This window comes from Pseudomonas sp. HMSC076A11, assembly GCF_001810205.1.
GTDB classification, from domain to species: domain Bacteria; phylum Pseudomonadota; class Gammaproteobacteria; order Pseudomonadales; family Pseudomonadaceae; genus Pseudomonas; species Pseudomonas aeruginosa.
The window spans coordinates 55,801-77,829 of record NZ_KV800311.1 but is presented as its reverse complement, the minus strand read 5'-3'; the positions used below and the strand labels follow the sequence as shown (position 1 = coordinate 77,829).

General features: G+C 64.6%; 20 protein-coding genes and 1 pseudogene. 18 read left to right on the top strand and 3 right to left on the bottom strand.

Features of this window, described 5'->3' with window-relative positions; translation table 11 throughout:
• The 4 genes and pseudogenes from HMPREF2716_RS29435 to infA all read left to right on the top strand — a co-directional run.
• Window positions 1–101, top strand: a pseudogene (locus tag HMPREF2716_RS29435) (thioredoxin-disulfide reductase); the annotation flags it as partial.
• Between the two features lie 37 nt (window positions 102–138).
• Window positions 139–819 carry a leucyl/phenylalanyl-tRNA--protein transferase gene (aat, locus tag HMPREF2716_RS16950; protein WP_003108768.1) on the top strand — a complete coding sequence of 227 codons (681 nt, stop codon included), beginning with the start codon at window positions 139–141 and terminating at the stop codon, window positions 817–819.
• Between the two features lie 54 nt (window positions 820–873).
• Window positions 874–1,581 (top strand): arginyltransferase, encoded by a 708-nt coding sequence (locus HMPREF2716_RS16945; protein ID WP_003097644.1) that lies wholly within the window; start codon window positions 874–876, stop codon window positions 1,579–1,581.
• 104 nt (window positions 1,582–1,685) lie between these two features.
• The gene (gene infA, locus HMPREF2716_RS16940; protein WP_002553999.1) at window positions 1,686–1,904 is read left to right on the top strand and encodes a translation initiation factor IF-1; all 219 of its coding nucleotides are present in this window, start codon (window positions 1,686–1,688) and stop codon (window positions 1,902–1,904) included.
• 81 nt (window positions 1,905–1,985) lie between these two features.
• Here the strand turns inward: infA and clpA are convergent, their stop codons facing one another.
• A complete protein-coding gene (gene clpA / locus HMPREF2716_RS16935) occupies window positions 1,986–4,262 on the bottom strand; it encodes an ATP-dependent Clp protease ATP-binding subunit ClpA (protein ID WP_003090432.1) in 2,277 nt (758 codons plus the stop codon).
• Between the two features lie 27 nt (window positions 4,263–4,289).
• On the bottom strand, window positions 4,290–4,658 hold the full coding sequence (gene clpS, locus HMPREF2716_RS16930) for an ATP-dependent Clp protease adapter ClpS (protein WP_070621965.1): 369 nt from the start codon (window positions 4,656–4,658) through the stop codon (window positions 4,290–4,292).
• A gap of 225 nt (window positions 4,659–4,883) precedes the next feature.
• Between clpS and cspD the strand changes: the two genes are divergently transcribed.
• On the top strand, window positions 4,884–5,156 hold the full coding sequence (gene cspD, locus HMPREF2716_RS16925) for a cold shock domain-containing protein CspD (RefSeq protein ID WP_003090435.1): 273 nt from the start codon (window positions 4,884–4,886) through the stop codon (window positions 5,154–5,156).
• Window positions 5,157–5,228: 72 nt separating this feature from the next.
• Here cspD and icd read toward each other — a convergent pair whose 3' ends face one another.
• Window positions 5,229–6,485 carry an NADP-dependent isocitrate dehydrogenase gene (icd, locus tag HMPREF2716_RS16920; RefSeq protein ID WP_070621964.1) on the bottom strand — a complete coding sequence of 419 codons (1,257 nt, stop codon included), beginning with the start codon at window positions 6,483–6,485 and terminating at the stop codon, window positions 5,229–5,231.
• A 358-nt stretch (window positions 6,486–6,843) separates the two neighbouring features.
• On the opposite strand from icd, the gene HMPREF2716_RS16915 reads away from it, so the two are divergent.
• The 13 genes from HMPREF2716_RS16915 to HMPREF2716_RS16855 all read left to right on the top strand — a co-directional run bounded on the left by HMPREF2716_RS16915 (window position 6,844) and on the right by HMPREF2716_RS16855 (window position 21,866).
• Window positions 6,844–9,069, top strand: a complete 2,226-nt coding sequence (locus HMPREF2716_RS16915) for an NADP-dependent isocitrate dehydrogenase (protein WP_023084178.1) — start codon at window positions 6,844–6,846, stop codon at window positions 9,067–9,069.
• 86 nt (window positions 9,070–9,155) lie between these two features.
• Window positions 9,156–9,626, top strand: a complete 471-nt coding sequence (locus HMPREF2716_RS16910) for an NUDIX hydrolase (protein WP_003097654.1) — start codon at window positions 9,156–9,158, stop codon at window positions 9,624–9,626.
• A gap of 43 nt (window positions 9,627–9,669) precedes the next feature.
• The gene (mnmA, locus tag HMPREF2716_RS16905) at window positions 9,670–10,797 is read left to right on the top strand and encodes a tRNA 2-thiouridine(34) synthase MnmA (RefSeq protein WP_003143820.1); all 1,128 of its coding nucleotides are present in this window, start codon (window positions 9,670–9,672) and stop codon (window positions 10,795–10,797) included.
• Window positions 10,794–11,414, top strand: a complete 621-nt coding sequence (gene hflD, locus HMPREF2716_RS16900) for a high frequency lysogenization protein HflD (protein ID WP_003090440.1) — start codon at window positions 10,794–10,796, stop codon at window positions 11,412–11,414. Before mnmA ends, hflD begins: the two co-directional genes overlap by 4 nt.
• A gap of 2 nt (window positions 11,415–11,416) precedes the next feature.
• Window positions 11,417–12,307 carry a DMT family transporter gene (locus HMPREF2716_RS16895; RefSeq protein ID WP_003097658.1) on the top strand — a complete coding sequence of 297 codons (891 nt, stop codon included), beginning with the start codon at window positions 11,417–11,419 and terminating at the stop codon, window positions 12,305–12,307.
• A 75-nt stretch (window positions 12,308–12,382) separates the two neighbouring features.
• The gene (gene purB, locus HMPREF2716_RS16890; protein WP_003090442.1) at window positions 12,383–13,753 is read left to right on the top strand and encodes an adenylosuccinate lyase; all 1,371 of its coding nucleotides are present in this window, start codon (window positions 12,383–12,385) and stop codon (window positions 13,751–13,753) included.
• Between the two features lie 59 nt (window positions 13,754–13,812).
• A complete protein-coding gene (locus HMPREF2716_RS16885) occupies window positions 13,813–14,982 on the top strand; it encodes a ribosomal protein uL16 3-hydroxylase (protein ID WP_003090443.1) in 1,170 nt (389 codons plus the stop codon).
• Window positions 14,975–15,400 carry a GNAT family N-acetyltransferase gene (locus HMPREF2716_RS16880; protein WP_003090444.1) on the top strand — a complete coding sequence of 142 codons (426 nt, stop codon included), beginning with the start codon at window positions 14,975–14,977 and terminating at the stop codon, window positions 15,398–15,400. The genes HMPREF2716_RS16885 and HMPREF2716_RS16880 overlap by 8 nt, the downstream gene beginning before the upstream one ends.
• Before the next feature lie 6 nt (window positions 15,401–15,406).
• Window positions 15,407–16,027: a DUF7931 domain-containing protein gene (locus HMPREF2716_RS16875; protein ID WP_003122605.1), complete on the top strand. Its 621-nt coding sequence runs from the start codon at window positions 15,407–15,409 to the stop codon at window positions 16,025–16,027.
• A complete protein-coding gene (locus tag HMPREF2716_RS16870; RefSeq protein ID WP_003108752.1) occupies window positions 16,024–16,845 on the top strand; it encodes a secretin N-terminal domain-containing protein in 822 nt (273 codons plus the stop codon). Before HMPREF2716_RS16875 ends, HMPREF2716_RS16870 begins: the two co-directional genes overlap by 4 nt.
• Window positions 16,846–17,439: 594 nt before the next feature.
• A complete protein-coding gene (locus HMPREF2716_RS16865; RefSeq protein ID WP_003090447.1) occupies window positions 17,440–19,035 on the top strand; it encodes an isocitrate lyase in 1,596 nt (531 codons plus the stop codon).
• A 179-nt stretch (window positions 19,036–19,214) separates the two neighbouring features.
• Entirely contained in the window at window positions 19,215–21,233 is a 2,019-nt protein-coding gene (locus HMPREF2716_RS16860; protein WP_003108746.1) for a PhoX family protein, read from the top strand.
• 78 nt (window positions 21,234–21,311) lie between these two features.
• Entirely contained in the window at window positions 21,312–21,866 is a 555-nt protein-coding gene (locus HMPREF2716_RS16855) for a DUF4442 domain-containing protein (protein ID WP_003119967.1), read from the top strand.
• Window positions 21,867–22,029 lie beyond the last annotated feature (163 nt).

The window sequence follows — 22,029 nt, the reverse complement described above, 5'->3', positions numbered from 1 at the left end:
CCGGCGACGTGGCCGACCACGTCTACCGCCAGGCCATCACTTCCGCCGGCGCCGGCTGCATGGCCGCGCTGGATGCCGAAAAATACCTCGACGACCATTGATCGGACCCGGGGGAGGCCCGCCCTCCCCTACCCCGCCATGCTGACCTGGCTTTCCCGCACCGACTTCGACTTTCCGCCCCTCGACAAGGCCCTGCAGGAGCCCAACGGGCTGCTCGCGGCCGGCGGCGACCTCAATCCGCAACGCCTGGTCGCAGCCTATCGCCACGGCTGCTTCCCCTGGTACCAGGATGGCCAGCCGATCCTCTGGTGGTCGCCCGACCCGCGCACCGTCCTGTTCCCCGACGAACTGCACGTTTCCCGCAGCCTGGCCAAGTGCCTGCGCCAGCAACGCTTCGAAGTCACTTTCAACCGTGACTTCCGGGCGGTGATCCAGGCTTGTGCCGCGCCGCGTGACTACGCCGACGGCACCTGGATCACCACGCCGATGCAACTGGCCTACCAGGAGCTGCACCTGCGCGGCATCGCCCACTCCGTGGAAGTCTGGCAGGAGCGACAACTGGTCGGCGGCCTCTACGGCCTGGCCATGGGCAGGCTGTTCTTCGGCGAATCGATGTTCAGCCGCGCCGACAACGCTTCCAAGGTCGGCTTCGTCACGCTGGTCCGCCATCTGCGCGACGCCGGCTTCGTCCTCATCGACTGCCAGATGCCGACCCGCCACCTGCACAGCCTGGGCGCCCGCGCCATCAGCCGGGGGGAATTCGCCGACTACCTGCAACGCTATCGCGACCAGCCTCCTACCGGCGACCTGGATTTTTAGGCGAGTTTCCGTGCCTGGCATAAACTTGCTTATGGGTCCCTGCTGGAGTTCACCATGACCGAACTCGCCCGACTGAAGTTCTACGCGACGCAACCGCACCCGTGCAGCTACCTGCCCGAGGAGCAGGCAACCACCCTGTTCCTCGATCCCAGCCAGCCCATGGACACGCAGCTGTACGCCTCGCTGTCGGAGGTCGGCTTCCGCCGCAGCGGCGACCATCTCTATCGTCCGCACTGCCAGCATTGCACCGCCTGCATCGCCGCGCGCATACCGGTCGCCGGCTTCAGCCCGAACCGCCAGCAGCGGCGCATCCTCAAGCGCAATGCGGAACTGCAGGTGATCCGCAAGCGACCGAGCTTCAACGAGGAGTACTACGACCTGTATCGGCGCTACATCGAGCAACGCCACGCCGACGGCGACATGTATCCGCCCAGCCGCGACCAGTTCGCCACCTTCCTAGTTCGCGACCTGCCCTTCTGCTGCTTCTTCGAGTTCCGCCTGCATGGCCGCCTGCTGGCCATAGCCGTGACGGACGTGCTGCCGAACGGACTCTCGGCCGTCTATACCTTCTACGATCCCGACGAAGAGCAGCGCAGCCTGGGACGCTACGCGATCCTCTGGCAGATCGCCGAGACCGAACGCCTGGGCCTGCAGGCCGTCTACCTGGGCTACTGGATCAAGAATTGCCGCAAGATGAACTACAAGACCCAGTACCGCCCCATCGAACTGTTCGTCAACCAGCGCTGGGTCGCCCTCACCTGATAGCCGTGTGGCGCTATTGTCGATTTTCTGGCACAATGCACGCCGCTTTTCACGGCCCACCTCTCATTGAAAGGGCCACCCATAGATACCGAGGGCTCTACTGCATGTCGAAAGAAGACAGCTTCGAAATGGAAGGTACTGTCGTCGACACCCTGCCCAACACCATGTTCCGTGTGGAGTTGGAAAATGGGCACGTCGTCACCGCGCACATCTCCGGCAAAATGCGCAAGAACTACATCCGCATCCTCACCGGCGACAAGGTCCGCGTGGAACTGACGCCCTACGACCTGAGCAAGGGCCGCATCACCTACCGCGCCCGCTGAGTCGACACGAGCCGCTGCGGCTCGCCGATTGCAAAAGAAAACGCCCGGCATCTGCCGGGCGTTTTCGTTGCCGCGCTCGGATCAGGCGGGCTCCGCCGCCGTGATCTCGAACTCGAAGGCCAGCTCGTCGCCCTTCAGGTCGACATGCACCAGGCCGCCATGCTCGGCCAGCTCGCCGAACAGGATCTCCTCGGCCAACGGCCGCTTGATCTTGTCCTGGATAAGCCGCGCCATCGGTCGCGCACCCATCTGCACGTCGTAGCCCTTCTCCGCCAGCCAGCCGCGCGCCGCATCGCTGACCTCGAGCTGGACGCGCTTGTCCTCCAGCTGCGCCTGCAGCTCGGTGAGGAACTTGTCGACCACGCTCTTGATCGTCTCGGTGCTCAGGCGGCCGAACTGGATGATGGTATCCAGGCGGTTGCGGAACTCCGGGGTGAAGCTCTTCTTGATCACTTCCATCGCATCGGTGGTGTGATCCTGCTGGTTGAAGCCGATCGACGCGCGCGCCGCCACTTCCGCGCCGGCGTTGGTGGTCATGATCAGGATGATGTTGCGGAAGTCCGCCTTGCGCCCGTTGTTGTCGGTCAGGGTGCCGTGGTCCATCACCTGCAGCAGCAGGTTGAAGACCTCCGGGTGAGCCTTCTCGATCTCGTCGAGCAGCAACACGCAGTGCGGGGTCTTGGTGATCGCCTCGGTGAGCAGGCCGCCCTGGTCGAAGCCGACGTAGCCCGGAGGCGCACCGATCAGCCGCGACACGGTATGCCGCTCCATGTACTCGGACATGTCGAAGCGCACCAGCTCCACGCCCAAGGCCTTCGCCAACTGCCGCGCCACCTCGGTCTTGCCCACGCCGGTGGGACCGGCGAAGAGGAACGAGCCGACCGGCTTGTCCGGCGCCTTTAGCCCGGCCCGGGACAGCTTGATCGCCGTGGACAGCGACTCGATGGCGTCGTCCTGGCCGAACACGGTCAGCTTGAGGTCGCGTTCGAGGTTGCGCAGCAACTCCTTGTCGGAGGTGGTGACGTGTTTCGGCGGGATCCGCGCGATCTTCGCCACGATATCCTCGACCTGCGCCACCTCGATGCGCTTCACGCGCTTCTCTTCCGGCTGCAGGCGCTGGTAGGCGCCCGCCTCGTCGATGACGTCGATGGCCTTGTCCGGCATGTGCCGGTCGTTGATGTAGCGCGCCGCCAGCTCGGCCGCGGCGCGCAGCGCCTCGTCGCTGTACTCGATGTGGTGATGCTGCTCGAAGCGCCCCTTGAGGCCCTTGAGGATGCCATAGGTGTCTTCCACCGACGGCTCGGTCACGTCGACCTTCTGGAAGCGCCGCGCCAAGGCCCGGTCCTTCTCGAAGATGCCGCGGAACTCCTGGAAGGTGGTCGAGCCGATGCAGCGGATCTCGCCCGAGGACAGAACCGGCTTGAGCAGGTTGGAGGCGTCCATTACCCCGCCGGATGCCGCACCGGCGCCAATGATGGTATGGATCTCGTCGATGAACAGCACCGCGTGCGGGCGCTTGCGCAACTCGTTGAGCAAGGCCTTGAAGCGCTTCTCGAAGTCGCCGCGGTACTTGGTACCCGCGAGCAAGGCACCCAGGTCGAGGGAGTAGACCACGCTGTCGGCCAGCAGGTCCGGCACCTGGCCATCGACGATGCGTTTGGCCAGGCCCTCGGCGATGGCCGTCTTGCCGACCCCCGCCTCGCCTACCAGCAGCGGGTTGTTCTTGCGCCGGCGGGCAAGAATCTGCGCCACCCGCTCGACTTCATGCTCACGCCCCACCAGCGGGTCGATCCGCCCCTGGCGAGCCAGTTCGTTGAGGTTGCTGGCATAGGCGTCCAGCGGATGGTTGGACGTGGCCGACTCGCCACCTTCCTCATCCTGCATATCCTGCTCCCCATCCTGCGGATGTTCGGCATGCCCGGGCACCTTGGAGATACCATGGGCGATGTAGTTCACCACATCGATACGCGCGATGCTCTGCTGCTTGAGCAGGAACACCGCCTGGCTTTCCTGTTCGCTGAAGATCGCCACCAGGACATTGGCCCCGGTCACTTCGCGCTTGCCGGAACTCTGCACGTGGAACACCGCACGCTGCAGGACGCGCTGGAAGCCCAGCGTCGGCTGGGTTTCGCGCTCGTCGTCGTGCTGCGGGATCAGCGGCGTGGTGGAATCGATGAATTCCTGCAGGTCGCGCCGCAGCTTGTCCAGGTTGGCACCGCACGCACGCAATACCGTTGCCGCCGCCTCATTGTCCAGCAAGGCCAGCAGCAGGTGCTCAACCGTCATGAATTCATGGCGTTTGGCCCTCGCCTCCTTGAAGGCGAGATTGAGGGTGACTTCGAGCTCTCGATTCAACATGGCTTCACCTCGCTCCCAAACATCCGATCAACTGTCTTTCTCTATCTCGCAGAGCAATGGATGCTGGCTCTCCCGTGCATACTGATTGACCTGCATCGCCTTGGTTTCGGCCACGTCCCGGGTAAACAAGCCGCAGACCGCCTTACCCTGAGTATGTACCGTCAACATGATCTTGGTGGCTTTTTCCCGGTCCATGTTGAAGAACACTTCCAGCACTTCAACAACAAAGTTCATCGGCGTGTAATCGTCGTTGAACAGTACCACCTTATACAACGGTGGCGGCTGTAATACAGGCTTCGACTCCTGTACCGCGAGCCCCGCCCCTTCGTCCTCGTGCTCATGAGGCTCGGGATGGTCCTGATTGAATGTTAGTCGAATCTGGCTAGGTGCATGCATGAGGAAAAAAAGCTTTGCCTTTCTGGAAAGTTATGGACCGACATGATGTTGATCCGTTTCTCAGGCGTATGGTTCAGCGCCTTGACTAACTGCAAAAGGGTGTTACAAACAATGGAATACCCCTACAGGGTATCAGGGGTTCCGCACCCGTCTCGACCCAGGTCGGACGCGGGATCGTAGTGGATGATACTCCAGCGTTGGAGTCCTTTGCAGAGGGATATGAGCATGCTCAGCGGTAAGGTCAAGTGGTTCAACAACGCCAAGGGCTACGGGTTCATCCTGGCCGAGGGCCGAGATGAGGACCTGTTCGCCCATTACTCGGCCATTCAGATGGACGGTTACAAGACACTCAAGGCGGGCCAGCCGGTCAATTTCGAGATCATCCAGGGACCGAAGGGACTGCATGCCATCAACATCAGCCCCGCCACCGCGACAACCGCCGCACCCTCCGCCCCCGCCCCGCAGGAAGAGCCGCAGGCGACGCCCATCGAAGCCTGACCCCAGCGCGGATGCGGAAATGAAAAAGGCCGGTGCGAACCGGCCTTTTTCTCGTTCGGGCGCTAGCCCTTCCTACATCTTGGCAATCATCGCGTCGCCGAACTCCGAGCAGGACAGCAGGGTTGCGCCGTCCATCAGGCGTTCGAAGTCATAGGTCACGGTCTTGGCGGCGATCGCCCCGTTGGTGCCCTTGATGATCAGGTCGGCCGCCTCGGTCCAACCCATGTGGCGCAGCATCATCTCCGCGGAGAGGATCAGCGAACCCGGGTTGACCTTGTCCTGGCCGGCGTACTTCGGCGCGGTGCCGTGGGTCGCCTCGAACATGGCCACCGAATCGGACAGGTTGGCGCCGGGCGCGATGCCGATGCCGCCGACCTCGGCCGCCAGGGCGTCGGAGAGATAGTCGCCGTTCAGGTTCAGGGTGGCGATCACGTCGTACTCGGCGGGGCGCAGCAGGATCTGCTGCAACATGGCGTCGGCGATCACGTCCTTGACCACGACGTTCTTGCCGGTCTTCGGATTCTTGAACTGCATCCACGGACCGCCGTCCAGCAGCTCGGCGCCGAATTCATCGCGCGCGACTTCGTAGCCCCAATCCTTGAAGGCACCCTCGGTGAACTTCATGATGTTGCCCTTGTGCACCAGGGTCACCGAACTGCGGTCGTTGTCGACGGCGTATTGCAGGGCCTTGCGCACCAGGCGCTTGGTGCCTTCCTGGGAAACCGGCTTGATGCCGATGCCGCAGTTCTCGGTGAAGCGGATCTTCTTGACGCCCATTTCCTCGGTGAGGAACTTGATGACCTTCTCCGCTTCCGGCGAACCGGCCTTCCACTCGACGCCGGCATAGATGTCCTCGGAGTTCTCGCGGAAGATCACCATGTCCACGTCGCCGGGCTTCTTCACCGGGCTGGGCACGCCTTCGAACCAGCGTACCGGGCGCTGGCAGACGTAGAGATCGAGTTGCTGGCGCAGGGCCACGTTCAGGGAGCGGATGCCGCCACCGACCGGGGGGGTCAGCGGGCCCTTGATGGAAACCACGTAGTCGCGTACGGCGTCCAGGGTTTCCTGGGGCAGCCAGGTGTCCTGGTCATAGACCTGGGTGGCCTTCTCGCCGGCGTAGACTTCCATCCAGGCGATCTTGCGCTCGCCCTTGTATGCTTTTTCCACTGCAGCGTCGACAACCTTGATCATGACCGGGCTGATATCGACGCCGATGCCATCACCCTCGATGAACGGGATGATCGGGTTCTTCGGTACGCTCAAGGACATGTCGGCATTCACAGTGATTTTGTCACCGGTCGCCGGCACCTGGATCTTTTGGTATCCCATGCTGAACTCCGTGTTGTGGTTAAAACCCTGTTGCAGCCTTCTAGGGTAGCCCAGTTGTCCGCCCGGAAACCACATCTTCCTTAGTCTAAACAGGCGAGCGCATCAGCCCGGCGAGAGGGTGGTATACTGCGCGCCATGACTTCGCAGTCATCGAGGTCCGAGCAGTCTGGGACCAGACCCTCTCCCCTCGCAGCGTCGGGTTCGCCACCATGAACCCGCCGTACAACGCTCTACTGGCGCCCCTATATCCCGCGGCATATCTCGATTTCGATTCAACCCGATGTTGAGCGAAGGCATCGCGTCCACCAACGCGTATCGAGACTCTGTGCGCGCCCAGCAAAAAAGAGAGTTACCGTAGATGTCCATCCGCTCGAAGATCACCTACACCTTCACCGACGAAGCACCCGCGCTCGCCACCTACTCGCTCCTCCCCATCGTCAAGGCCTTTGCCGCTTCCGCCGGCATCGACGTCGAGACCAGCGACATCTCTCTTGCAGGACGCATCCTGGCCAACTTCGCCGACCGCCTCGAAGCCGACCAGCGTATCGAAGACGACCTCGCCCGCCTGGCGGTCCTGGCCACCTCGCCCGACGCCAATATCATCAAGCTGCCCAACATCAGCGCCTCGGTGCCCCAGCTGAAAGGCGCGATCGCCGAGCTGCAGGGCCTGGGCTACAAGCTTCCCGACTTCCCGGAAGACCCGCAGACCGACGAAGAGAAAGAGGTTCGCGCACGCTACGCGAAGATCCTCGGCAGCGCCGTGAACCCGGTCCTGCGCGAAGGCAATTCCGACCGTCGCGCGCCTGCCGCAGTGAAGGCCTACGCCCGCAAGCACCCGCACTCCATGGGCAAGTGGAGCATGGCCTCGCGCTCCCACGCCGACTACATGCGCGGCGGCGACTTCTTCTCCAGCGAACAGTCCATCACCATGGCCAAGGCCGGTGACGTGCGCATCGAATTCGTCGGCAAGGACGGCAAGGTCGAGGTCAAGAAGCAACTGAGCCTGCAGGAAGGCGAAGTGCTCGACAGCATGTTCATGAGCTGCGGCAAGCTGCGCGACTTCTTCGAGAAGACCCTGCAGGACTGCAAGGAAACCGGCGTCATGTGGTCCCTGCACGTCAAGGCGACCATGATGAAGATTTCCCACCCGATCGTCTTCGGACATGCGGTGAGCGTCTACTACAAGGACGTCTTCGACAAGTGGGGCCAACTCTTCGAAGAGCTCGGCGTGAACCCGAACAACGGTATCTCCAGCGTCTACGACAAGATCAAGTCGCTGCCCGCCTCCCAGCAGGAAGAGATCCTCCACGACATCCACGAGGTGTACAGCCACCGCCCGGAAATGGCGATGGTCGACTCCGTGAAAGGCATCACCAACCTGCACATTCCGAGCGACGTCATCGTCGACGCCTCGATGCCGGCGATGATCCGCAACTCCGGCCAGATGTGGGGCAAGGACGGCAAGCAGAAAGACACCAAGGCGGTAATGCCGGAAAGCACCTACGCCCGCATCTACCAGGAGATGATCAACTTCTGCAAGACCAACGGCGCCTTCGACCCGACCACCATGGGCAGCGTGCCGAACGTCGGCCTGATGGCGCAGAAGGCCGAGGAATACGGCTCCCACGACAAGACCTTCGAAATGACCGCCGACGGCACCATGCGCGTGGTCCTGGCCGACGGCAGCGTGCTGATGCAGCACGACGTGGAGACCGGCGACATCTGGCGCGCCTGCCAGACCAAGGACGCACCGATCCGCGACTGGGTCAAGCTGGCCGTCACCCGCGCACGCCAGTCCGATACCCCGGCGATCTTCTGGCTGGACCCGGAGCGCGCCCACGACCGCGAACTGCGCAAGAAGGTCGAACTGTACCTCAAGGACCACGACCTGACCGGTCTCGACATCAGCATCATGGGCTACAACGAGGCCATTCGCGTCAGCATGGAACGCCTGATCCGCGGCAAGGACACCATCTCGGTGACTGGCAACGTCCTGCGCGACTACCTGACCGACCTGTTCCCGATCATGGAACTGGGCACCTCGGCCAAGATGCTCTCCATCGTTCCGCTGATGGCGGGCGGCGGCATGTACGAAACCGGCGCCGGCGGCTCGGCACCCAAGCACGTCCAGCAACTGGTGGAAGAGAACTACCTGCGCTGGGACTCCCTGGGCGAGTTCCTGGCCCTGGCCGTGTCCCTGGAGGAAACCGGGATCAAGACCGGCAACGCCAAGGCCAAGCTGCTCGGCAAGGCGCTGGACGAAGCCACCGGCAAGCTGCTGGACAACAACAAGTCGCCGTCGCGCAAGGTCGGCGACATCGACAACCGCGGCAGCCACTTCTACCTGGCGATGTACTGGGCCCAGGCCCTGGCCGCCCAGGACGAAGACGCCGAACTGAAAGCGCACTTCGCACCGCTGGCCAAGGCCCTGACCGAGCAGGAAGCGACCATCGTCGCCGAACTCAATGCGGTCCAGGGCAAGCCGGCCGAGATCGGCGGCTACTATCGCTCCAACCCGGAGCTGACCAGCAAGGTGATGCGCCCCAGCGCCACCTTCAACGCGGCGATCGACAGCCTGGCCTGATAGCGTCACGCTGACGAAGCAGAAACCCCGGGCCTACGCTCGGGGTTTCTTTTTATCGAGGCCTTTTCCGTACCGAGGAGACATCCATGAGCTGGCATCCCCATGTCACCGTAGCGACCATCGTCGAGGACCAGGGCCGCTTCCTGCTGGTCGAGGAACAGGCCGACGGCCGCGAGGTGCTGAACCAGCCCGCCGGGCACCTGGAGCCCGCCGAAAGCCTGCTCGAGGCCGCCCTGCGCGAAACCCTCGAGGAAACCGGCTGGGAGGTCGAGCTGAGCGCCGTCACCGGCATCTACCTGTACACCGCGCCGTCCAACGGTGTCACCTATCAGCGCGTATGCTTCGCCGCCCGCCCCGTGCGCCACCACCCCGAACGCGCCCTCGACGACGGCATCATCGGCCCGCGCTGGCTGACCCGCGACGAACTGGCCGCCCAGCCGCAGCGCTGGCGCAGCCACCTGGTGCTGCGCTGCATCGACGACTACCTGGCCGGCGGCCGCTATCCCCTGGCGCTGATCCGCGACACCCACGTGTCGCCCTCCCTGCCCCAGGCCTGATAGAATCCGCGTTTTACGAATTCGCCCGTGACGCCTGATCGCTATGTCTGAATCCGCCCCCACCCCACGCCGCGAGCGCGTGATCGTCGGCATGTCCGGCGGCGTCGACTCGTCCGTCTCCGCCCTGCTCCTGTTGCAGCAGGGCTATCAGGTCGAAGGCCTGTTCATGAAGAACTGGGACGAGGACGACGGCACCGAATACTGTACCGCCCGCGAGGACCTGGCCGACGCCCAGGCCGTCTGCGACCGGATCGGCATCAAGCTGCACACGGCGAACTTCGCCGCGGAATACTGGGATAACGTGTTCGAGCACTTCCTTGCCGAGTACAAGGCCGGCCGTACGCCGAACCCGGACATCCTCTGCAACCGCGAAATCAAGTTCAAGGCGTTCCTCGACTACGCGCTGATGCTCGGCGCGGACCTGATCGCCACCGGCCACTATGTGCGGCGCCGCGACCGCGACGGGCGCACCGAGCTGCTCAAGGGCCTGGACCCGAACAAGGACCAGAGCTACTTCCTGCACGCGGTGGGCGGCGAGCAGATCGCCCGCAGCCTGTTCCCCGTCGGCGAACTGGAGAAGCCGGAAGTCCGCGCCATCGCCGAGAAGCATGGCCTCGCCACGGCGAAGAAGAAGGACTCCACGGGCATCTGCTTCATTGGCGAGCGACGCTTCACCGATTTCCTCAAGCAGTACCTGCCGGCCCAGCCGGGCGACATCGAGACCACCGAAGGCAAGGTCATCGGTCGCCACAGCGGCCTGATGTACCACACCATCGGCCAGCGCCAGGGCCTCGGCATCGGCGGTCTCAAGGAAGCCGGCGACGATCCCTGGTACGTGCTCGGCAAGGACCTGCAACGCAACGTGCTGCTGGTCGGCCAGGGCAACGACCACCCGCTGCTGTTCTCCCGCGCCCTGCTGGCCTCGCGAATCTACTGGGTCAACCCGGTCGAACTGGAGCGGCCGCGCCGCCTGCGGGCCAAGGTGCGCTACCGGCAGAGCGACCAGGACTGCGTCCTGGAGAAAATCGCCGAAGGCTACCGCGCGGTGTTCGACGAACCGCAGCGCGCAGTGACCCCGGGGCAATCGGTGGTGTTCTACGACGGCGACGTCTGCCTCGGCGGCGGCGTGATCGAAACGGCGGAAGCCTGGGATTTCGGAGGACGCCCGTGAGCGATCCGCGACAGCAACTGATTGCCCTCGGCGCCGTCTTCGAATCCGCAGCCCTGGTCGACAAGCTGGCACGCACCGGACAGATCAGCGAAGCCCCGCTGGGCTGCATGCTCGGCAGCCTGCTGGCGCGCAACCCGGCCAGCACCCTGGACGTCTACGGTGGCGACAGCCTCAACCTGCGCGACGGCTTCAAAGCCCTGGCCAGCGCCCTGGAGCGCAAGCCCGGCAGCCTGCAGCGCGAACCGCTGCGCTACGCCCTGGCGATGCTGACCCTGGAACGGCAACTGGACAAGCGCGGCGATATGCTCGACCTGATCGGCCAGCGCCTCGACCAGGTCGAACAGCAGGTCCAGCACTTCGGCCTGGTCCACGAGAACGTCATCGCCTCGTTCGCCAGCATCTACCAGGACACCCTCAGCACCTTCCGCCAGCGCATCCAGGTACACGGCGACATGCGCCACCTGCAGGTCAGCAGCAACGCCGCGCGGATCCGCGCCCTGCTGCTCGCCGGCATCCGCTCGGCGCGGCTCTGGCGGCAACTGGGCGGCAGCCGCTGGCAGATGGTATTCAGCCGGCGCCGGCTGCTCAACGAACTCTATCCCCTGCTGCGCGGCTAGCCATGGCCATGGCCGGGAGCCAGCCGCAACGGCGCAACAGCCCGACCCAGGGCGCCGCCATGCTGGCTCTTTCGGCGCTGTTCTTCGCCCTGATGGGCGGCCTGATCCGCGAGGCCTCCAGCACCGTCAACAACGAAACCGTGGTGTTCTTCCGCAACCTCGTCGGCGTGCTGTTCTTCCTGCCCCTGGCGCTGACTCGCGGCATCGGCCCGCTGCGCACCCGCCGCCCGCTATCGCACCTGCTGCGCACCACCTACGGCCTGGGCGGCATGTACTGCTACTTCTACGCCCTCGCCCACCTGCCGCTGACCGACGCCATGCTGTTCAGCTATGCCGCGCCGGTGTTCACGCCGCTGATCGCACACCTGTGGATCAAGGAGCCGCTGACCCGCCGCATGATGGTCGCCACCCTGGTCGGCTTCCTCGGCGTGCTGCTGGTGGCCAGGCCCAGCGGCGCGGTAGTGGCGCCGATCGCCCTGGTCGGCATCGCCTCCAGCCTGATGGCTGCCTGCGCCTTCGTCTCGATCCGCGAAATGAGCGACAGCGAGCCAGCCTATCGCATCGTGTTCTACTTCGCCCTGTTCGGCACCCTGTTCTCCGCCGTGCCGCTGGCCTGGGCCTGGCAGCCGCTGAACGGCCAGGAACTGCTCCTGCTGCTCGGCGCCGGACTGTTCGCCAGCCTCGGCCAACTGACCATGTCGCAGGCCTATGCCCTGGCCTCCCCGGGAGTGATCGGACCGATCGCCTACATGGCCATCGTTTTCGCCGGGGTGATCGCCTGGCTGCGCTGGGACGAACTGCCCAGCCACACGTCGCTGCTCGGCGCCGCCCTGATCTTCGCCGCCAGCCTGATCCCCCTGCTGGGCAACCGCCCCGCCGAAAGGCCCCGCTGAATGCCCCACCGGGGCGCACCTTTCATGTATGATATGCGCCCCTTTTTCGTTGACTTCCAGCCACGAGAACGTCTCATGCAGCTTTCCTCGCTCACCGCGGTATCCCCCGTCGATGGCCGCTATGCCGGCAAAACCAGCAGCCTGCGTCCGATCTTCAGCGAATACGGCCTGATCCGTTTCCGCGTCATGGTGGAAGTCCGCTGGCTGCAGCGCCTCGCCGCCCACGCCGGGATTCCCGAGGTCGCGCCGTTCTCCGCCGAAGCCAACGCCCTGCTCGACAGCCTGGCCAGCGACTTCCAGCTGGAACACGCCGAACGCATCAAGGAAATCGAGCGCACCACCAACCACGACGTGAAAGCCGTGGAGTACCTGCTCAAGGAACAGGCCGCCAAGCTCCCGGAGCTGGCCGCGGTCAGCGAGTTCATCCACTTCGCCTGCACCTCCGAGGACATCAACAATCTGTCCCACGCCCTGATGCTCCGCGAGGGTCGCGACAGCGTGCTGCTGCCGCTGATGCGCCAGATCGCCGAGGCCATCCGCGAACTGGCGGTGAAATTCGCCGACGTGCCGATGCTCTCCCGCACCCACGGCCAGCCCGCCTCGCCGACCACCCTGGGCAAGGAACTGGCCAACGTCGTCTACCGCCTGGAGCGGCAGATCAAGCAGGTCGCCGGCATCGAGTTGCTGGGCAAGATCAACGGCGCCGTGGGCAACTACAACGCCCACCTGTCCGCCTATCCCGAAGTCGACTGGGAAGCCAACGCCCGCCAGTTCATCGAAGGCGACCTCGGCCTGACCTTCAACCCCTACACCACTCAGATCGAGCCGCACGACTACATCGCCGAGCTGTTCGATGCGATCGCCCGCTTCAACACCATCCTCATCGACTTCGACCGCGACGTCTGGGGCTACATCTCCCTCGGCTACTTCAAGCAGAAGACCGTGGCCGGCGAGATCGGCTCCTCGACCATGCCGCACAAGGTCAACCCGATCGACTTCGAGAACTCCGAGGGTAACCTCGGCATCGCCAACGCGCTATTCCAGCACCTGGCCAGCAAGCTGCCGATCTCGCGCTGGCAGCGCGACCTGACCGACTCCACCGTGCTGCGCAACCTCGGCGTCGGCATCGCCCACAGCGTCATCGCCTACGAGGCCAGCCTGAAGGGCATCGGCAAGCTGGAGCTGAACGCCCAACGCATCGCCGAAGACCTGGACGCCTGCTGGGAAGTCCTCGCCGAGCCGGTGCAGACCGTGATGCGTCGCTATGGCGTGGAAAACCCCTACGAAAAGCTGAAGGAACTGACCCGCGGCAAAGGCATCAGCGCCGAAGCCTTGCAGACTTTCATCGAAGAGCTGGCGATTCCCGCCGAGGCCAAGGTCGAGCTGAAGAAGCTGACCCCGGCCGGCTACGTCGGCAATGCCGCCGCCCAGGCCAAGCGCATCTGAGCACGCAACCCTTTTGCACGCCCGGCTGCGCCGGGCGTTTTTGTTTCAAGGACTTAACCATGAATGCTGATACTCCCCTGCAACTTCTGGGCGGACTGACCGCTGCCGAATTCCTCCGCGACTACTGGCAGCGCAAACCGCTGCTGGTCCGCCAGGCGATCCCGGACTTCGAAAGCCCGCTGTCCGCCGACGAGCTGGCCGGGCTGTCGCTGGAGGAATCGGTGGAATCGCGCATCGTCCTCGAACACGGGAAAACCCCGTGGGAAATGCGCCGTGGCCCGTTCCAGGAGGAGGACTACCAGCACCTGCCGGAACAGGACTGGACCCTGCTGGTGCAGGCGGTAGACCAGTTCGTCCCGGAAGTCGCCCAACTGCTGGAGCAATTCCGCTTCCTGCCCAGCTGGCGGATCGACGACGTGATGATCAGCTACGCCGCTCCCGGCGGCGGCGTCGGTCCGCACTTCGACAACTACGACGTATTCCTGCTTCAGGGCCACGGACGCCGGCGCTGGAAAGTCGGACAGATGTGCAGCAGCGACAGCCCGCTGCGCGAGCACGCCGACCTGCGCATCCTCGCCGACTTCGAACAGAGCGACGAGTGGGTCCTGGAGCCCGGCGACATGCTCTACCTGCCCCCGCGCCTCGCCCACTACGGCATTGCCGAAGACGAGTGCATGACCTACTCGATCGGCTTCCGCGCGCCCAGCGCCGCCGAAGTGCTGACCCATTTCACCGACTTCCTCGGCCAGTTCCTCTCCGACGAGGAGCGCTACACCGATGCCGGCCTGCAACCGGTAGGCGACGATCCGCACCAGATCCAGCGCGACGCTCTGGAGCGCCTGCAGGGTCTGATCCAGGAGCACATGAGCGACGAGCGCCTGCTGCTGACCTGGTTCGGCCAGTTCATGACCGAGCCGCGCTATCCTGAACTGGTTGCCGGCGAGGATATCCCCGAAGAGGAGCTATTCGGCGCCCTCGAGGATGGCGCGCTGCTGGTGCGCAACCCCAGCGCCCGCCTGGCCTGGAGCGAGATCGACATCGGCCTGGTGCTGTTCGCCAGCGGCCAGAGCGTACTCCTGCCCGGGCAGCTCAAGGAACTGCTGAAGCTGGTCTGCTCGGCCGATGCGTTGCATCTGGAAAACCTCGGCCAATGGCTGGCCGATGACGATGCGCGTAAGCTGTTGGCGGAGTTGGTCAAACAGGGCAGTTTGGAGTTTGCAGATGAATAAGATCCGCGTACGCGTAGCCGACTGGCAGAAGGACAATGCCGAGCTGCGCCGCATCCGCGAAGCGGTCTTCATTGCCGAACAGTCGGTTCCGCCGGAACTGGAGTGGGACGCCGAAGACGACGAAGCCGTGCATTTTCTCGCCTATGAAGGCGAATACGCGATCGGCACCGCGCGCCTGCTGGGCGACGGGCACATCGGTAGGGTCTCGGTACTCAAGGACTGGCGCGGCCTGAAGGTCGGCGACGCGCTGATGCGCGCGGCCATCGAGGAAGCCGAGCGACGCGGCCTGAAGCGCCAACTGCTGACCGCGCAGGTCTACGCCATTCCCTTCTACGAGCGACTGGGCTTCAAGGTCGATAGCGGCGAATTCCTCGATGCCGGCCTGCCCCATGTCGACATGGTTCGCGACAGCGACTGAGGCCCGATGAGCGACACCCCGGAGACCTCGCCGGCCGACCTGCCGGCCATCGAATTCAGCTCTCCGGGGCGCTTTGCGGTACGCAACCCGGCAAGCGCCGCACCACCCGCGGAACGCTGGGAACCAGCGCCATTCCGCCTCGGCGAACATGAGCCGCTGGAGCGCTTCGAGCATCCGCAGGAAGCCCGCGCCCATGCCCTGGCCCTCCTGCAGCAGGCCCGCCGCTCGCTCTGCCTGCACAGTCCCGACCTGGAAAGCTGGCTCTATCACCACAGCAGCATCCAGGAAGCCTGCACCCGTTTTCTCCTGGCCAATCCACGCAATCGCCTGCGTATCCTCGTTGGCGACAGCGCCCAGGCCGTGCGCAACGGCCACCGCCTGATCAACCTTTCGCGCCGCCTGTCGAGCAACTGCCTGATCCGCCGCCTCAACCCGGACTACCCTAAAGAGGATGACGCCTTCCTCCTGGCCGACGACCAGGGCCTGCTGCTGCGCCCGAAACCGGCGCAACCGGCGGGCTACGCCTGCTACCGTGCCGCCGGGCGGGTGCGTCAACTCCAGGCCCGCTTCGAGCAGGCCTGGGACACCAGTCTTTCCGACCCGGACCTGCGGAGCTTCCTCCTGTGACCCTGTTGCGCACCACCCTGCTCTCCTCGCTGTTGGCGACAGTCGTTCTCGGTGCCTCGGCCGCCCCGCGCACCGAAGTGATCCCGCTCAACTACCGCACCGCCGACGACGTGATGGCGGTGGCCCAGTCGGTCATCGGCAGCGAAGGCAAGGTCACCGCCTATGGCAACCAGTTGATCGTCAATGCCGAGCCGGCGAAGATCCGCGAGTTGCAATCGGTCCTGCAGCAGATCGACTCGCGCCCGCATCGCCTGCTGATCACCGTGGATACCAGCGAGAACCTGCAACAGGACAGCCGCGGCTATTCGGTGGATGGTTCGGCCAGCGCCGGCAACATCGAGATCCAGAGCGGCCGCGGCGAGGTCAACGGCAAGGATCGAGTCCGCATCATCCGTCGCTCCACCGACAGCCGTTCCGGCGGCAGCCAGCAGGTCCAGGCCACCGAGGGCTACCCGGCGCTGATCCAGGTCGGCCAGAGCGTCCCCATCACCAGCACCGCCACCGGTCCCTACGGGCAGATCTACAGCCAGACCGAATACCGCAACGTCAACCGCGGCTTCTACGTCACCGCGACGCTGACCGGCAACCTGGTGCACGTCACCATCAGCTCCAGCAATGACCGCCTCAGCCAGAGCCATCCCGGCGTCATCGATACCCAGAGCACCGACACCCGGGTCAGCGGCAAGCTCGGCGAGTGGATCACCCTGGGCGGCGTCAGCGAACAGAACCAGGCCGACCAGCACGGCTTCGTGCGTCGCTACTCGACCCAGGGACGCGACGACACCAGCCTGCGCCTGAAAGTCGAAACCCTCGACTGACCGACGGCGCTCTTTCCAGCGCGAATTGCCTCCCGCTCCGGCAAAGCCGCGGGGCGCGGGCTTTTGCGGGCATTTTCGATGCAAACGGAAACATCTCGACCAGACAAGACCATCCGGTCACTCTTAGACCTTCGTGTAGTAGTCTTGAAAAAACACTACAAAACGTTTGACGACGGATTTTTTCCAGAGCATGATGGCCCCGCTCCCGCTAATCAGGGGCTCTGAAACGACGAGCTCCCGGTGCCTGCGCCGATACGCCCTCGGCCTCCACCGTGTTGATCTGCCCACAAGGCGGCTTGACGAGATTGCGACTGGAACGAAGTTGTCCTGAGGGACGGGGAAGCGTTTACGTATCAGCCAGATCGAAAGACTCGACAGCGAGTCGCCCACCGGCAACCACGAGCCGAACGGCACTTGAGCCAGTCGAGAAGCACGGTCCGCGAACTGTTCGTCTCCACCCCCTCCTCGGCGTCATTCTTCGCCACGGTCATTCTCTCGCCATGCAGCGGTGAGCCACCCGCAAGACAACCTTCACCAGCAGGTTTTGAGTGGGTCAGTCGGTGCTCAACCAATACATTTCTTGAAGGATTGACCATGTCCGCATATCAGAACGAGATCAAGGCAGTTGCCGCGCTGAAAGAGAAGAACGGCAGCAGCTGGAGCGCGATCAACCCCGAGTACGCAGCTCGCATGCGTATCCAGAACCGCTTCAAGACCGGCCTGGATATCGCCAAGTACACCGCGGCCATCATGCGCAAGGACATGGCCGAATACGATGCGGACTCCTCCGTCTACACCCAGTCGCTGGGTTGCTGGCACGGCTTCATCGGGCAGCAGAAGCTGATCTCGATCAAGAAGCACCTGAAGACCACCAACAAGCGCTACCTCTACCTGTCCGGTTGGATGGTCGCCGCGCTGCGCTCCGACTTCGGCCCGCTGCCGGACCAGTCCATGCACGAGAAAACCGCGGTTTCCGGCCTGATCGAAGAGCTGTACACCTTCCTGCGCCAGGCTGACGCCCGCGAGCTGGACCTGCTGTTCACCGGCCTGGACGCTGCCCGCGCCGCTGGCGACAAGGCCAAGGAAGCCGAGCTGCTGGCCCAGATCGACAACTTCGAAACCCACGTGGTGCCGATCATCGCCGACATCGACGCCGGCTTCGGCAACGCCGAGGCGACCTACCTGCTGGCCAAGAAGATGATCGAAGCCGGCGCCTGCTGCATCCAGATCGAGAACCAGGTGTCCGACGAGAAGCAGTGCGGCCACCAGGACGGCAAGGTCACCGTTCCGCACATCGACTTCCTCGCCAAGATCAATGCCGTACGCTACGCCTTCCTCGAGCTGGGCGTGGACGATGGCGTGATCGTCGCCCGTACCGACTCCCTGGGCGCCGGCCTGACCAAGCAGATCGCCGTGACCAACGAGCCGGGCGACCTGGGCGACCTGTACAACTCCTTCCTGGATTGCGAAGAGATCTCCGAGGCCGAGCTGGGCAACGGCGACGTCGTGATCAAGCGCGAAGGCAAGCTGCTGCGTCCGAAGCGCCTGGCTTCCAACCTGTTCCAGTTCCGCAAGGGCACCGGCGAAGATCGCTGCGTCCTGGACTGCATCACGTCGCTGCAGAACGGCGCCGACCTGCTCTGGATCGAAACCGAGAAGCCGCACGTCGGCCAGATCAAGGCAATGGTCGATCGCATCCGCGAAGTGATTCCGAACGCCAAGCTGGTCTACAACAACAGCCCGTCCTTCAACTGGACCCTGAACTTCCGCCAGCAGGTGTTCGATGCATTCGTCGCCGAAGGCAAGGACGTTTCCGCCTACGACCGCAACAAGCTGATGAGCGTCGAGTACGACGACACCGAGCTGGCCAAGGTCGCCGACGAGAAGATCCGCACCTTCCAGCGCGATGGCTCGGCCCACGCCGGCATCTTCCACCACCTGATCACCCTGCCGACCTACCACACCGCCGCGCTGTCCACCGACAACCTGGCCAAGGGCTACTTCGCCGACGAAGGCATGCTGGCCTACGTGAAGGGCGTGCAGCGCCAGGAACTGCGCCAGGGCATCGCCTGCGTCAAGCACCAGAACATGGCGGGCTCCGACATCGGCGACAACCATAAAGAGTACTTCGCTGGCGAAGCCGCTCTGAAGGCCAGCGGCAAAGACAACACCATGAACCAGTTCCACTAAGGAACAGGGGCCAGCCGGGCAGCCCACGATCTGCCCGGCCCGCCTCGCGAAAACCCCGGCTCCGGCCGGGGTTTTTCATTTCCGGATCATGGCAAAAGGCCTCGAGTGCCTGTCATCGTCCCGTCGCTTTCAGCGGTTAGCGTCAATGCTCCGTCGATCAGCCCACAAGGAGCACGTCCGTGAGCCTGGAGAAAAAAGATGCCATCCTGTTCGGTGATGGCGACGAGTTGCCCAGCAACCATTCGAACAACCCACACATGAACGACCTGATCGCCGGCCTCGGCCGCCGCCAGGTCCTGGCCGGCGGCGCGGCGCTCGGCGCCCTCGCCTTCCTCGGCGTCGCGCTCCCCGCCAGCGCCGCTCCCGCCGAAGCGCAGGCGCCCGCCGCGGAAGGCCTGCGCGGCTTGCCTTTCAAACGCCGCAACCGCTTACCCTTCGAAGCCATCGCCAGCGGCCGCGCCGATACCATCCGGGTGCCCGCCGGCTACAAGGCGACGCCCTTCATACCCTGGGGCACCCCGATCAGCGGCAGTTATCCGGGCTTCCTCGACGACGCCAGCAACAGCGCCCAGGACCAGGCCGAACAGATCGGCATGCACCACGACGGCATGCACTTCTTCCCGATCGACGCGCAGTTCGGCTTCGGCGGCGGACACATCAGCAACCATGGCCTGCTGGTGCTCAACCATGAATACATCGACGCGCCGCTGCTGCACACCAATGGCCCGACCGTGGTCGATGGCAAGCGCACCGTCGCCGATGAAGTGCGCAAGGAAATCAACGCCCATGGCGTTTCCGTCGTGGAGATCCGTCGCAACGTGCGTGGCGAGTGGAATGTCGTGCCGTCGCAACGCAATCGGCGGATCACCGCCGCCACGCCGATGCGTATCGCCGGCCCGGCGCGCGGCCACGAACTGCTGCGCACCCGCCACAGTCCGGACGGCACCCGCACCCGCGGCACCCATAACAACTGTTCCAACGGTTTCACCCCCTGGGGCACCTACCTCACCTGCGAGGAGAACTGGGTCGGCTATTTCTCCACCCAGGACAGCGAACTGCCGCGCGAACTGACCCGCTACGGCATTCGCAATACCAGCCGTTTCGGCTGGGAGACCCTGGCGGGCGACGAGTTCGAGCGCTTCGACGCCACCCGCAAGGGCAAACAGGCCCAGGACGACTACCGCAACGAACCGAACAACTTCGGCTGGATCGTCGAGATCGACCCGTTCGACCCGCAATCGGTACCGGTCAAGCGCACCGCTCTCGGCCGCTTCGCCCACGAAGGCCTGGTCTTCGCCCCGGTCAAGCCGGGCCGCCAGGTAGTCTGCTACTCCGGCGACGACTCGCAGAACGAGTACATCTACAAGTACGTCAGCCGCGACAAGTTCCGTCCGGGTCGCAGCAACGCTCGCCTGCTCGACGAAGGCACCCTCTACGTCGCCCGCTTCAACGCCGATGGCAGCGGCCAGTGGCTGCCGCTGGACATCGCCGACGGCAACTTCCGCGCGGCCTGTCGCAAGGCCGGGGTGAGCTTCGCCGACCAGGGCGAAGTGCTGATCAACACCCGCCTGGCCGCCGATGTCCTCGGCGCGACCAAGATGGATCGCCCGGAGTGGGGCGCGGTCAACCCGGACAACGGCGACGTCTACTTCACCCTCACCAACAACACGTCGCGCACCGTCGCCGACGCGGCCAACCCACGGGTGAAGAACGCCTACGGCCATATCATCCGCTGGCGCGAACGCAGCCGCGACTATGCCGGGCAACGCTTCACCTGGGACCTGTTCATGCTCGCCGGTCCCGGCGAAGACAGCCGCGGCCCGGACGGCAAGCCGCTGAACCAGGACAATATCCTGGCCAGCCCCGACGGCCTCTGGTTCGACCCGGAAGGCCGCCTGTGGATCCAGACCGACATGAGCGGCAGCCAGTTGAGCAGCGGCCCGTTCGGCAACAACCAGATGCTGGTGGCCGACCCGCGCACCGGCGAACTGAAGCGTTTCCTCACCGGTCCGCTGGGTTGCGAGGTGACCGGCATTGCCGCGACGCCGGACTTCCGTACGCTGTTCATCAACATCCAGCACCCGGGGGAAGGTTCGACCGCCGATAACCTCCTCAGCACCTGGCCGGACGGGCCGGGCCGCCGGCCACGCTCGGCCACCGTGGTGATCACCCGCGAAGACGGCCGACGCCTGCTCTGACGCGCCACGACGACCTGCGTTGGCCGGAATGCCGGCGCAGGTCGCCGCTACAGCCGTGGGCAAGCCCGGGCAAAGCGGGTGGAATGCAGGCTCCCCTCTCTATGGAAGGACGCCAGCATGCCCAAGCGCAATCGTCTCAGCCGCGCCGTCGGCGCCATCAACCTCCTCCCCCGCCGCCTGCGCAGCCGCAGCCTGACGCTGCTGCTGGGCTCCCAGGTGCGCTTCGCCGGCACGGCGAGGGTGCGCATCCATGAACTGGGGCAGGAGCGCGCCATCCTCAGCCTGAAGAACCGTCGGCCGGTGCAGAACCACATAAAAGGTATCCATGCCGCGGCGATGGCCTTGCTCGCCGAGTCGGCCAGCGGCTTCCTGGTCGGAATGAACGTACCGGACGACAAGCTGCCGCTGATCAAGACCATGAAGATCGACTATCTCAAGCGCGCCCAGGGCGACCTGACCGCCATCGCGACGCTGGAGGCCGGACAGATCGAGCAGATCCGGCAACAGGACAAGGGCGAGGTCCGCGTGGCGGTGTTAGTCAGCGACGAGAACGGCAACCAGCCGATCGCCTGCGAGATGGTCTGGGCCTGGGTCGGCAAGAAACCCCGGGACGCTACCGCAGCCCCTAGGTAGCGCACCTCCAGAGCGACTACATCTGCGCTGCGAAGCGAACCGCCGCAAACCTTGCCCAGCGCCTTCGCATCCGTCACGAAGAACCGCGGGTGCAGCCCCAGGCGGCGCCACAGCCGGGTTGTCATGGTGCGGAAAGAAGAAAAACCGCCATGCGCCCGGCCCG